9 protein-coding genes are annotated in these 12,218 nt (G+C 43.5%); 3 read left to right on the forward strand and 6 right to left on the reverse strand.

Annotated features, from left to right (window positions below; genetic code table 11):
* Window positions 1-9: 9 nt before the first annotated feature.
* From IQO02_RS10435 to gap, 3 genes are all read right to left on the reverse strand, one after another.
* Window positions 10-2,046 carry a methyl-accepting chemotaxis protein gene (locus IQO02_RS10435; RefSeq protein ID WP_010437057.1) on the reverse strand — a complete coding sequence of 679 codons (2,037 nt, stop codon included), beginning with the start codon at window positions 2,044-2,046 and terminating at the stop codon, window positions 10-12.
* Window positions 2,047-2,376: 330 nt separating this feature from the next.
* Window positions 2,377-3,261 (reverse strand): D-hexose-6-phosphate mutarotase, encoded by an 885-nt coding sequence (locus IQO02_RS10440; protein ID WP_016769082.1) that lies wholly within the window; start codon window positions 3,259-3,261, stop codon window positions 2,377-2,379.
* Window positions 3,262-3,500: 239 nt separating this feature from the next.
* Window positions 3,501-4,496 (reverse strand): type I glyceraldehyde-3-phosphate dehydrogenase, encoded by a 996-nt coding sequence (gap, locus tag IQO02_RS10445; RefSeq protein WP_009848658.1) that lies wholly within the window; start codon window positions 4,494-4,496, stop codon window positions 3,501-3,503.
* Between the two features lie 358 nt (window positions 4,497-4,854).
* On the opposite strand from gap, the gene msrB reads away from it, so the two are divergent.
* Complete coding sequence (msrB, locus tag IQO02_RS10450) at window positions 4,855-5,253, forward strand: peptide-methionine (R)-S-oxide reductase MsrB (RefSeq protein ID WP_010437061.1); 399 nt, start codon at window positions 4,855-4,857, stop codon at window positions 5,251-5,253.
* Window positions 5,254-5,423: 170 nt separating this feature from the next.
* Here msrB and IQO02_RS10455 read toward each other — a convergent pair whose 3' ends face one another.
* On the reverse strand, window positions 5,424-6,230 hold the full coding sequence (locus IQO02_RS10455) for a DUF2989 domain-containing protein (RefSeq protein ID WP_010437066.1): 807 nt from the start codon (window positions 6,228-6,230) through the stop codon (window positions 5,424-5,426).
* Window positions 6,231-6,345: 115 nt separating this feature from the next.
* On the opposite strand from IQO02_RS10455, the gene IQO02_RS10460 reads away from it, so the two are divergent.
* Window positions 6,346-6,627 carry a YeaC family protein gene (locus IQO02_RS10460; RefSeq protein WP_010437067.1) on the forward strand — a complete coding sequence of 94 codons (282 nt, stop codon included), beginning with the start codon at window positions 6,346-6,348 and terminating at the stop codon, window positions 6,625-6,627.
* Between the two features lie 272 nt (window positions 6,628-6,899).
* On the opposite strand, the gene ansA is transcribed toward IQO02_RS10460, so the two are convergent.
* Both ansA and sppA read right to left on the reverse strand, forming a co-directional pair.
* Window positions 6,900-7,916: an asparaginase gene (gene ansA, locus IQO02_RS10465; protein WP_010437068.1), complete on the reverse strand. Its 1,017-nt coding sequence runs from the start codon at window positions 7,914-7,916 to the stop codon at window positions 6,900-6,902.
* A gap of 118 nt (window positions 7,917-8,034) precedes the next feature.
* Window positions 8,035-9,885, reverse strand: coding sequence for a signal peptide peptidase SppA (sppA, locus tag IQO02_RS10470; RefSeq protein ID WP_010437076.1), 1,851 nt, complete (start codon window positions 9,883-9,885; stop codon window positions 8,035-8,037).
* A 279-nt stretch (window positions 9,886-10,164) separates the two neighbouring features.
* Between sppA and IQO02_RS10475 the strand changes: the two genes are divergently transcribed.
* Window positions 10,165-12,174, forward strand: coding sequence for an NADPH-dependent 2,4-dienoyl-CoA reductase (locus tag IQO02_RS10475; RefSeq protein WP_016769081.1), 2,010 nt, complete (start codon window positions 10,165-10,167; stop codon window positions 12,172-12,174).
* Window positions 12,175-12,218 lie beyond the last annotated feature (44 nt).

Below are 12,218 nucleotides of genomic sequence, written 5' to 3' on the forward strand. Positions count from 1 at the left end.
AATAAATGGTTAGCTAAAGAAGTTCACTTGATTTTTCAATGACTCAGCTTGCTTTTGAAGTTCATCAGCACTTTGAGATGTCTTAGCGCTGGTTTCTCGGCTTTGTTGGTTTAGGTCGCTGATTGCATGTGCGTTGGCGGCTATCTCTTGAGAAACTTGAGCTTGCTCTTCAGATGTTGCAGCAATAGTTTCAGCTTGAGAAGCAATAGACTCAACCTGAGAAGCAATGGATTCTAGTGCTGTACCGGCTTCTTGCGCTTTATCGAGTACTTGGTTGGCATTCGATTGGCTCTGCGTCATTAGATTTACGGCATTATTAGTGGAAGCTTTTAGTTTCTCAATAATGCTTACCACGTCTTGCACTGAGGTTTGAGTACGATGAGCCAGCGTTCTCACTTCGTCAGCAACAACGGCAAAGCCACGGCCTTGTTCTCCAGCACGTGCAGCTTCAATCGCAGCATTCAACGCAAGTAAGTTGGTTTGTTCTGCGATGTCATCAATCATTTTGGTAACAGTTTGGATGCTTTCGCTATCAGCGCTTACTTGCTCAATCGCTGATGCTGATTTATCTAGCTGATCGTTGAGCTGAGCAACATCAATACACACACCTTCAACAACCTCTAAGCCTTGCTGACTATCGTCATTTGCCAGACGGACGTTTTCAGCAATGCTGTTGACTTGTTGAGCTACGGATTCAGCCGACGTCGCCATCTCTTCTATTGCTGTTACTACTTGTTCTACTTGCGCCTGTTGACGGTCAGATTGCGTTAAGTTGTGGCTTGCATCTTGAGAAACACTGCTTGAGCTATTTTGAACTTGATCACTGGTCGCGCGAATTTCACCCACTAATGTATTCAACTGGGCAGCCATGGTTGCAACCCCTGTATTTAGGTTACTGATTTCATTCTTTGTTTGCTTACCTGAGTTTGGAATATGTAGGCTGACTTCGCCTTTCCCTAAACGCATCATGTATTCGTTTAAGGTTGTTAGCGGTGTTAGTGTATGGTTCAAAACGAAAGTTAACACTACGATTGTAGCGGCGGCAATCAAGGTCGCAATGATAGCGATAAGCTTCAGAAGCTCGTCACTGCCTTTGGTCACTTCCTTAATGAACGTGCCGCCAAGTAGCTTCCATCCCCAACCCGGAACGTCGGTGTATACCAGATATTTTTCACCTACTGTTCCTTGATACTCATATGGGTATAGGATCAGGCCTGATGATTGTTCGAAGAGTTGATAGAAAGGTTTGTTGCCATCGTAATCGGCGACATCAATAATCGATTTGCCACCGCCAGCAAGGGTAGGATGCAATAAGTACTGACCTTGATGTTCTTTTTCATTATCAACAATGATGGTGTATCCGGTGTCTCCCCATGATACCGAGCGCAAAGACTCAAATAAGCTCTGAGTTGCTTCTTCAACGGGTAAGCCAATGAAAGACACACCATTAACTTTACCTTGAGCATTGGTTAAGGGAGCGTAGTAGGTGATGTAACGCTGGCCGAATAGTTTTACTTGAGCGTAATAAGGCTGGCCACTTTTGAGTTTGTTATAGCCTGGGTGGTTTCGTCCTAGCGTAGTAGCAACTACTCGATCACCTGAAGGGTTTTTAAGAGATGTTGATACACGAATGAAGTCCTCACCGAATGGGGCAAACAATGTTGCTACTGCGCCTGTATCACGAGTAAAGCTATCAACGAGTTTGGTGTCGTTGATCAGGCTTTCACCATATTGCGTCATGTTAGGAATCGAATGGCCGTTGAACTCAACGTCATAACTTTCAACATAAACACCTGCTAGGTAACCGTTACGAAAAGTTGATTCTAAAACTTCGGCGGTATGCAGGTAGGCATCAAATTGACCAGATATTGTTTTGGCCATTGCTTCGACTTTTGACTGATGCTCTTTCAGTGTGTTGTCTAATAATACCTGTGAGGCATTTCGATACACGAGGGTCGCAATTGAACCAAAGGCGATCAGCAAGCAAAGTAAAATCACTAGCTTAAGTTGGAAACCAACACTTTGATTTTTGTATTTATCGAACATGAATTCACTATCCTGTCTTCATTTAGGTGTTGTTAGATTTGGTTTTACTATTGAGTTTTATATCATAAGAACTTATTTATCGGCATGGATTGATAATAATTAATGAATTGATGGTTATTTTTATAAATTAAACTGATAAATGGTGATCTGGTGTTGATTTGAACCAATACGAGGAAGGCTGTTGTGGCTATGCGCTATGACTTTTCAGGATATACGCTACTCCTTATTGGATACATGCCATTGCTCTGGGGAGTGGTGAGATTGTAGACAATAAAAAATGCAGCTTGTGAAGGCTGCATTTATTGTTTTTTCTTCGAATTAGCTAGACGCTTAATTCGAAGAGATAACCGTAATCAGTTGGTGGCTCTCGCCTGGCTGTAACGTTTTACCTGCTTCTAGGCTTGGTGCATGCAGCGTTGATTCTACACACATCATAGTGAGGTAACCGTCGTCTTGCATATCGCCCATACTCGCAGCGCCTTCAGCCCACGGGTTCCATAATACAGCAGAGTTATGACCGTGGTTCTCAACCGTTAAAGTGCGATCCAATTTTTTGTCAGCAACAAAAATTTGCGCTTCTGGTTGTGTGTAAACACGATCGATGGTGTCAGTCAGGACAAGCTCAGAACCACCTTGGCAGATCTTACCACCTTGTAGGCTATCAATGTATTCAGCGCCCATACCTGTCGTGGTTGTGTTGTGAATATTTCCAACGTTTAGGTAAGAGTGCAGCGCACCAGAGAAAGTCCATGGCTGAGAATCAGTGTTCTTCACATCCAAGGTCACTTTTAGTTGCTCGCCGATTTCAACATTCAAACGAGCATCGAATTGATGAGGCCAGACAGTTAACGTCTCTTCGTTTGGCTTTAGACCTAAGCTTACTATCACACCCGCTTCGCTTTCACGGTGCTCAACTAATTGCCATTCGCTTGAACGTGCAAAACCATGAGCAGGTGCTGCAATGCGACCAAACCAAGGCCAACATACCGGAATACCGCCACGTAGAGCCGTTTTGCCATCAAACTTAGCTTGTTGACTCATCCAAATTAGGTCTTCTTGGCCTTGTGGTTGGAATGACACGACATGGCCGCCAAACAATGAAATGGCTGCGTTTGCTTTATCGTGGATAACGCGAACTAGTTTTACGCCTTCGTGTTCTACGATAGTCACGTTGTCAGAAAGTACAGTCAGTGTGGGTAGAGTAGATAAATCCATTACATGATCCTTCTAAGGAAATTGAATTCAAATGCTGACTAGAGTGATGCTTGTGATATGACGAGTAACAAGCTCAGACAGTATTAGAATTGAACTTCGTTGTTTTTTAATCAACTTCATTCAAAAGACGCTCAAAATATAGCAGGTATTAAAAAGGCGACACTAAGGTCGCCTTTTTCAAAGTCTTTCTCAATGAAAGTCTTCGCTAATGCTTGTCTAAAGCGATTTCTAAAAAGAAATTACTTAGAGATGTGAGCGATTAGGTCTAGAACTTTGTTTGAGTAACCGATTTCGTTGTCGTACCAAGATACAACTTTAACGAATTTGTCAGTTAGAGCAACACCAGCTTTAGCATCGAATACTGAAGTTTGAACTTCACCGATGAAATCTTGTGATACTACTTGGTCTTCAGTGTAACCAAGAACGCCAGCCATTTCGCCTTCAGAAGCTTCTTTCATTGCAGCACAAATTTCTTCGTAAGATGCAGCTTCTTTTAGGTTAACAGTTAGGTCAACTACAGATACGTTAGCAGTTGGTACACGGAAAGCCATACCAGTTAGAAGGCCGTTTAGTTCTGGAAGAACAACGCCTACAGCTTTAGCAGCACCAGTTGAAGATGGGATGATGTTTTGAGAAGCACCACGGCCACCGCGCCAGTCTTTAGCAGAAGGACCATCTACAGTTTTTTGAGTTGCTGTAGTAGCGTGAACTGTAGTCATAAGACCAGACTCAATGCCCCACTTATCGTTAAGTACTTTAGCGATAGGTGCAAGACAGTTAGTAGTACAAGAAGCGTTAGAAACGATGTCTTGACCAGCGTAAGATGCTTGGTTAACGCCCATTACGAACATTGGAGTTGCATCTTTAGAAGGACCAGTAAGAACTACTTTCTTAGCGCCAGCAGTGATGTGCTTACGTGCGGTCTCATCAGTTAGGAAAAGACCAGTTGCTTCAGCAACTACGTCTACTTCGATAGCATCCCACTTAAGGTCTTCTGGGTTACGCTCAGCTGTAACACGTACAGTTTTACCGTTAACGATTAGGTTACCGCCTTCAACTTCAACAGTACCGTTGAAACGGCCGTGAGTTGAGTCGTACTTAAGCATGTATGCCATGTACTCTACGTCGATTAGATCGTTAATACCTACTACTTCGATGTCTGCACGCTCTTGAGCTGCGCGGAATACGAAACGGCCGATACGGCCAAAACCGTTAATACCTACTTTGATAGTCATTGTAGTTGCTCCACAACTTAATTTCTGATTAAAGATAACTGGTAGTAAAATTACAGAATCCAGTATACATCTGCAATAGATAATCCGACTTAACTTGTTTAATGTCAAAAAAAAGCGACGCTTTTCTTAACAATTGGGTGTAAGTGGTTGAAAATTGACCATTGCGAGTGGCTCTGTACCCTTCCAGTTGGGTAAAATACCCCTAAATGATGATTCACTTATGAGTGTATATGTACAATGTTTCCTGGTGAGAAAGTATGTGCTACAAAACGACTCATATGCAAGCCTTTATGGTAAAAAGTAAATATAATAAATGAGAATGTGGAGAGATATTAACGTGATTCAAAAGGAAGGAAATATGTTAAAGCCTGATGAATACTGGCGTGAACGCCTATCAGACGATGAATTTGAAGTGTGTCGTCTACGTGGAACTGAAGCCCCTTATAGCGGTAAGTTACTGCATAATCAGAAGACGGGTGTCTATAGCTGCACATGCTGTGAAAGCCCTTTGTTTCTGTCGGATAACAAATATGACTCTGGGTGTGGATGGCCTAGTTTTGACGCCCCAGTGAATGATGAAGCGGTACGCTATATAGAAGATCTAAGTCACGGAATGAAGCGTGTAGAGATCCGTTGTACTGCTTGTGATAGCCATTTAGGTCACGTTTTCCCTGATGGCCCACAGACAACTGGAGAGCGCTTCTGTGTTAATTCAGTGTCGTTAATTTTCAACAAAAATGACAAAATTACGAAATAACTTGTAACTATTGTTTAATCCTTACAGATTACATTTGCCGATTTAGGAATACTGAACTGCCCAAGATTTCAGAATTAATTCTAGTACAAATAAAAACAGCTACCAGAAAGGTAGCTGTTTTTTTAGGCTGATGAATAGGAAGTCTAGGTTAGAAATCAATAAGTGTTCGATCAGTAATTAGGGACGACCGAAGGGCTGTAAACCCCATCTTCAATGGCTTCGACAATTTTGTCTGCGTCTTTATTTAACTGCTTGTATCTTGGGGCGTCGAAGTTATAGAGAACGGCCAACTCCGCTTCAGAAGCAATCGGCACATCAAACTCTTTGGCTACCATTGCCCATACGTACGCCTTTTCTCTATGGCCTAAGCTGTGATTGATGCTAGCCATGGACTTAAATATCTCAGTATTAACAACCGAGTTATTCGACAAGGTTAGCGCATTATTGAGTAGCTTCAATGTCTTGGCATGATCTCTCGTGGTATAGAAAGTCGCTAGAGCATATTGCATCTCCGCCGTATTTAATGCTTCAGTTCCTTCTAACTGTAAGAAGCTGCGTCTTGCATTAGTATCACCAGTTTGTGACCATAAGAAGTAGAGTGTTTCTGGTGTGTCTGATTGAGATAGCTCACTAACGATTCGTTCTGACTCTTCAATACTGTGCATTAATGCCGTAAAGCGACGTTCTTGAAGTTGGGATTGGTCAATGGTCTCGATCTGTGCGGCAAGTTCTAAACACTTTTTATATGCAGTGACTAACTCGAATTCTTTAATCTTATTGGTTTCGGTTGGTTGTTTTTGAACTTCAAATCGATGCCATATGAGGTCGGTACGTGCAACACGACATTGTCCGTCGTTCATGTTCAGCAGCTCACATTGTAACGTTGGGTTACTTTGGCATAGCTGATCCGTGTTTTTGTTTCCTTCAAGGCACCCAACCAGAGTGAAAGGCAATATGCCAACCGCCAACCATTTCATAATTTTCATATTCCTTCACTTGTGATCAAATACACTTATTTTCGGTCAGGTTCTTGACTCAATTTCGTTACGGGTTATTTTCTGGTGAAAATTGTTAAAACTAAGGCTTTTTACCATGGATGCAGAACAACTTCTTAGCGCAATGACTCCCGAAGTCTACGAACGTTTAACCTACGCTGTTGAAACAGGTAAATGGCCAGAAGGTACGGCGCTCTCAAAAGAACAGCGCGACTCGTGTATGCAGGCGGTGATGTTATACCAATCTAAACATAACTCTGAAGCTCAACATATGACAATTGCAGCTGGTGGTGAAATTAGCTTTAAATCTAAGTCTGAACTGAAAAAACAGTTTAAGTCAGACCAAGAAGATATTGTTAGGGTCAACCCGAATCACTAAGCTAAATTACAACAAAGGGGTGGCACTGTGCCACCCCTTTTAATTTTAAGCCGCTTATTTATAAGCAGTTAAACGATTTAGCTCACGTTAAATACTTTTGAACCCATTGAAGGTTCATGCTCTCGCGGAGCTTTCTTTGTATGATGAAAGCTCCTGTTAACGACGAAAGCTCCTATTGACTACGAAACCTATTGTTAACCATGAAACCTATTGTGAACCATGAAACTTATTACCAACACGAAGATCTTGGCTCAATCCACAGCAAAACAAGCTTATAAGCTCATCTCACCACGAAGCACTTGTAGCATCTGAGCCTTCACTTCTTCATAGCTTAGGTTTTGGCTTAATAAGTAGTGTAGCTTAGCCAACGCCGCTTCTGGCGTCATATCAAAGCCACTAACTACGCCAGCTTCTGCAAGTGCACATCCTGTTGCGTAACCGCCCATGTTGACTTTACCTGCCAAACATTGCGTTAGATTCACCACAATCACACCACGCTCTGACGCATCTTTCAGATGCTGAAGCAGCTCTGGATTTTGTGGTGCATTACCGACACCAAAAGTCAGTAGGATCATCGCGTTAACAGGCTGTAGCAGCGTGTTGCGGATTACTTCATGTGAGATGCCTGGATACATAGTGATTACGCCGATGGGTTGCGGCGTAATGTTATGAACCTTGAAAGCTCCTTCAGGTTGTTCGTTGACTTTTACGTTATTGCTAAGCTGGATATTAATACCTGCTTCAAGCAATGGGCTTAGGTTTGGCGACGTAAAGGCATTGAAGCCATCTGCATGTGATTTTGTACTGCGGTTACCGCGCATCAACTTGTTGTTGAAGAACAGGGTTACTTCATTGATAGGGTAGTTAGCTGCAAGGTGTAACGCATTCAGCAGGTTTGCTTGTCCATCTGAACGAAGCTCAGCTAGTGGGATCTGAGAGCCCGTAACAATCACAGGTTTGCCTAGGTTTTCAAGCATGAAAGACAGCGCCGAAGCCGTGTAAGCCATAGTGTCTGTACCATGCAGGATAACGAAACCATCGTACTTATCGTAGTTCGCGCGAATATCATCAGCGATAGTTTGCCAATCAAGTGGCGTCATATCGGAAGAATCCATCAATGGAGAGTATTCATGAATGGTGTATTCAGGCATCTCTGGACGATGAAACTCTGGCATACCTGCTAGCTGCTTATCCATAAAACCAGCGACAGGAACATAGCCGTGATCAATAGACTTCTGCATGCCAATTGTGCCGCCGGTATACGCGATATAGATGTGTTTTCTTTCCATGGCGATTAATACTTAGTGTGATATAGGGAACAGGGAGGCGATTATAGCGAATTATCATGCAATAAAAAGAGGCGCCTTACACAGAGGCGCCTCTTGATTATTGAGTTATTGGTTTAACTTATTGAACTTGGCAGTTTAAGCAAAAAGCATATCGGCCTTGTGGGTCGTTAAAGTTGCCTAACAACTGGCTATCTTGGGCTAACTGCTGAGTAACAGGTCGTAAACTGCTCGGTATCATCGATTGGATATCTAGGCCTATCGACATCTGAACTTGATTCATAAATTCTTGAATAAATTGTTCAGTGGCAGAGAGTGGCTCTTCTACCCAGTAGATGTTGTAGGTTTCAAGGTCTGCTAGTGAAGCTGCTGCCGCGATTGCATCGTCAAAATCACCGATTTCATCCACGAGTCCTTTTTGCATCGCATCTTGACCTGTCCATACTCGGCCTTGAGCGATCTTGTCGACAGCATCAACTTCTATACCTCGATTTTCTCCAACCAAGCTGATGAAACGGCGGTAACCATTTTCAATACCCATTTGGAATGCATCCTTCGCACCGTCGCTTAATCCGGTGGTTATACCTAGGCCAGAGAAAGGTGAAGTTCCAACACCGTCAGTATAAACGCCAATGTCATTCAAGCCTTTCTCGAAAGTTGTGATGACGCTGAAGATACCAATCGAACCGGTCAGCGTGGTTGGTTGAGCTAGGATCTTGTCTGCGCCCATTGAGATCCAGTAACCACCAGAAGCAGCAAGGCTAGACATCGAAACGACGACTGGCTTACCTGCTTGTTTGATCGCTTCTATTTCATTGCGGATCACTTCTGAAGCAAATGCACTGCCACCTGGGCTATCTACTCTAAGTACTACCGCTTTCACTTGATCGTCGTTGCGCGCTTGGCGAAGTAGGGCTGCAGTTGTATCACCACCAACCGTACCACGTGGTTGTTTACCATCCATAATCGCGCCGCTGGCAACAATCACCGCAACATCGTGTGACTCGCTTGTTAGATCAGGAAGCATGGTTGTTCGGTACTCGTAGTAGCCAAGTGCGTTGTAGCTGTCTTGACCATCACTACCGAATACATCAGCAAGCTCAAGTCGAACTTGCTGGCGAGTTGCTAGTTCGTCGACTAACCCTAACTTCTCTGCCAGTTTTGCAATATCGCCATCTACTGATTCAAGGTCTTTTAAGAAAGAGTCCATGCTTGGGTTCAGCGTTTTAGCATCGATCTGACGGTTGTTGCTCACGTCATCAACATAGGCTCCCCATAGTTGGCTTAACCAACGAGAAGCGGACTCTTTGGCAGCATCCGACATATCGTCGCGAATGAAAGGTTCTATTGCAGACTTATAAGTACCCACACGGAACACATGTGTGTTCACGTCTAGCTTCTCTAATAAGCTTTTGTAGTAAAGTGAGTAAGCGCTGTAACCTTTAAGGAGCACACCACCGTCTGGTGATAGGAAGACCTTATCGGCGTAGCTGGCTAAGTAATATTGGCTTTGGTTGTAAAAATCACCCACTGCATAAATAGGTTTACCCGTTGCCTTAAATTCATTTAGCGCTTTAGCAATGTAACGAAGTTTAGTTAGGTTGGTTTCTGGCAATTCTCTGAGCGCAAGAACGATACCGGTGACGTTATCATCATCTTTGGCATAGCGAATCGTTTTAACGATATCAAACAGGACGTTCTCTTTTGGAAGGTCTTTACCCAGTAATGAACCTGTTACGGAATCCATTGGGTTAATGTAGCGACTTTGTTCGACAATCGGACCAGAAAGGTTAAGCACTAGAGCCGATTGTTGTGGGACTGTCGGTTGAGTCGTATCTGAGTGAAAGTACACAAAGTAGATGATGGCGATACTGAGTAAAAAGAAGAGGTTAACAAGCGCAAGACGCACAAACGTGATGAGCTTCCAAATCCCTTTAAAGATCATGCCTATAAATTTGAATATTTTTTTCATTCTGTCTCCGCAGTGAGATCACGTCGCTTTAACAAGCAGCAGTACTATTAATCTCAATAATATGAACTGCTTAGTATCCTACGATAATTCCCTAGCTCAAACTACACCAAGAATTGTTAATCGATATATATTCTCATTAAGTGTAGTCATATTAGGGGGTGTTGAACGATTAATGCGGTCTGCATTATGATCGGTGTTACAAAAATGTAAACGGTTGTTTGAAATTTTGGTGATTGAACTATAATGTGGTCAGACCACAAGGATAAAATAATAGAAGTGATGTCTGCCATGTACCCACATTTACTTGAACCACTCGATCTTGGATTTACTCAGTTACGTAACCGTGTATTGATGGGATCAATGCACACAGGTTTAGAAGAAAATAAAGAAGGCCTGCACAAACTCGCCGCATTTTATGAAGAGCGAGCAAAAGGAGGCGTTGGCCTTATTGTTACCGGTGGTTTCTCTCCTAATTTACGTGGCAGATTAACCCCATTCAGTGCTGAATTTAGTAAAGTTAAGCACGCTAGAGCGCACCAAGTTGTTACTGAAGCCGTACATAAGCATGGTGGTAAAATTGCTCTTCAGTTGTTGCATGCTGGTCGCTATGCAATGCACCCCTTCGCGCAGAGTGCTTCTGGCATTAAAGCGCCGATCGCTAAGTTTGCACCGAGTGAGATGAGCCCTCGCCAAATTAAAAAGACCATTGGTGCCTTTGCCAATAGTGCTGAGTTGGCGCAAGTTGCTGGCTATGATGGCATTGAGATCATGGGTTCTGAGGGGTACCTGATTAACCAATTCATCTGTAAGCGTACCAATATGCGTTACGATGAATGGGGTGGCTCGTATGAAAAACGCATGCGCTTCCCGTTAGAGGTAGTCAAATCGATTCGTGAAGCGGTTGGTGATGATTTCATTATTATTTTTAGACTGTCGATGCTGGATTTGGTTGAGCAAGGCAGTACCTTTGAAGATGTTGTGCTGTTGGCTCAAAAACTCGAAGAAGCGGGTGTCACCATTATCAACACCGGCATCGGTTGGCATGAAGCTCGTATTCCGACCATCGCGACACAAGTGCCAAGAGGCGCATTTTCATGGGTGACGGAAAAAGTAAAACCTCACGTTTCTATTCCGGTGATTACCTGTAACCGAATTAATACGCCTGAAGAAGCAGAACGCATTCTCAGTTCCGGGCAGGCGGATATGGTCTCCATGGCTCGTCCTTTCTTGGCTGATCCAGACTTCGTCAATAAGGCCGCTCAAGATCAAGCGCGTTTTATTAATACTTGTATCGGCTGTAATCAAGCCTGCCTTGATAACGTGTTTAAAGGTAAAAGAGCGAGTTGTTTAGTTAACCCACGTGCTTGTTATGAAACTGAAATTATTGTTCAGCCTGCCGAAGCGACCAAAACGATTGCTGTTGTTGGTGCTGGACCTGCTGGTTTAGCTTGTGCTACGACCTTGGCACAACGTGGACATAAGGTTGACTTGATTGAGAAAAACGACCGTATCGGCGGCCAATTCAGATTGGCAATGCAGATTCCGGGTAAAGAAGAGTTCAGAGAAACCATTCGTTACTTTGCTAACCAAATTGATGCTTCAGGCGTGAATCTGAAACTTGATACTGAAGCAACGTTTGAAATGCTGTTGAAGTACGATGAAGTTGTGATGGCTGCTGGTGTTGAACCAAGAAAGCTTGATATTGAAGGCATCGATCAAGAAAACGTAGTCGACTATCAAACCTTGATTCGCGAAAAGACACCAGTAGGCGAAAAAGTCGCAATTGTTGGTGCTGGTGGCATTGGTATTGATGTGGCAACTATGCTGACCGAGCCGACTTCTCACAGCTTGGACGACTGGCTACATGAGTGGGGCATTGATAAGAATATGGAGCACCCAGGTGGGCTTTACCCTTATCCTGATTCATTTAGCGATAAGACCGTTTGGGTGATGCAACGTAAAGCAGGTCGTGTCGGTAAAGGTCCGGGTAAGACTACAGGTTGGATTCATAAACGCACATTGGAAAAACGTGGTGTTAACTTACTTGGCGGCGTGAGCTACAGCAAGATTGACGACCAAGGTCTGCACATCAGCGTTGGTAAGAAAGAGCAGGTACTCGATGCCGATTCCGTTATTGTATGTGCGGGGCAAGTTTCTGTTCGTCCATTCGAAGACATGTGGCAAGAGTTTGGCGGCAAACTGCACGTGATAGGCGGTGCTGATTATGCAGGTGAACTGGACGCGGTGCGTGCAATTCGCCAAGGTGTAGAGTTGGCTATTAAGCTTTAGAAAACAGTTGAATGACTTTGCTCAACTCGCTGTAGATTGAAAGG

The sequence above is a fragment of the Vibrio sp. OPT24 genome (assembly GCF_015163545.1).
Taxonomy (GTDB): Bacteria; Pseudomonadota; Gammaproteobacteria; order Enterobacterales; family Vibrionaceae; genus Vibrio; species Vibrio cyclitrophicus.

Excerpts from the sequence above, each read along its gene's own strand:
- IQO02_RS10460 (WP_010437067.1), top strand. The coding sequence starts at position 6,346 with ATGGATGCAGAACAACTTCTTAGCGCAATGACTCCCGAAGTCTACGAA.
- msrB (WP_010437061.1), top strand. The coding sequence starts at position 4,855 with ATGTTAAAGCCTGATGAATACTGGCGTGAACGCCTATCAGACGATGAA.
- gap (WP_009848658.1), bottom strand. The coding sequence starts at position 4,496 with ATGACTATCAAAGTAGGTATTAACGGTTTTGGCCGTATCGGCCGTTTC.
- IQO02_RS10440 (WP_016769082.1), bottom strand. The coding sequence starts at position 3,261 with ATGGATTTATCTACTCTACCCACACTGACTGTACTTTCTGACAACGTG.
- IQO02_RS10435 (WP_010437057.1), bottom strand. The coding sequence starts at position 2,046 with ATGTTCGATAAATACAAAAATCAAAGTGTTGGTTTCCAACTTAAGCTA.
- IQO02_RS10455 (WP_010437066.1), bottom strand. The coding sequence starts at position 6,230 with ATGAAATGGTTGGCGGTTGGCATATTGCCTTTCACTCTGGTTGGGTGC.
- IQO02_RS10475 (WP_016769081.1), top strand. The coding sequence starts at position 10,165 with ATGTCTGCCATGTACCCACATTTACTTGAACCACTCGATCTTGGATTT.
- sppA (WP_010437076.1), bottom strand. The coding sequence starts at position 9,885 with ATGAAAAAAATATTCAAATTTATAGGCATGATCTTTAAAGGGATTTGG.
- ansA (WP_010437068.1), bottom strand. The coding sequence starts at position 7,916 with ATGGAAAGAAAACACATCTATATCGCGTATACCGGCGGCACAATTGGC.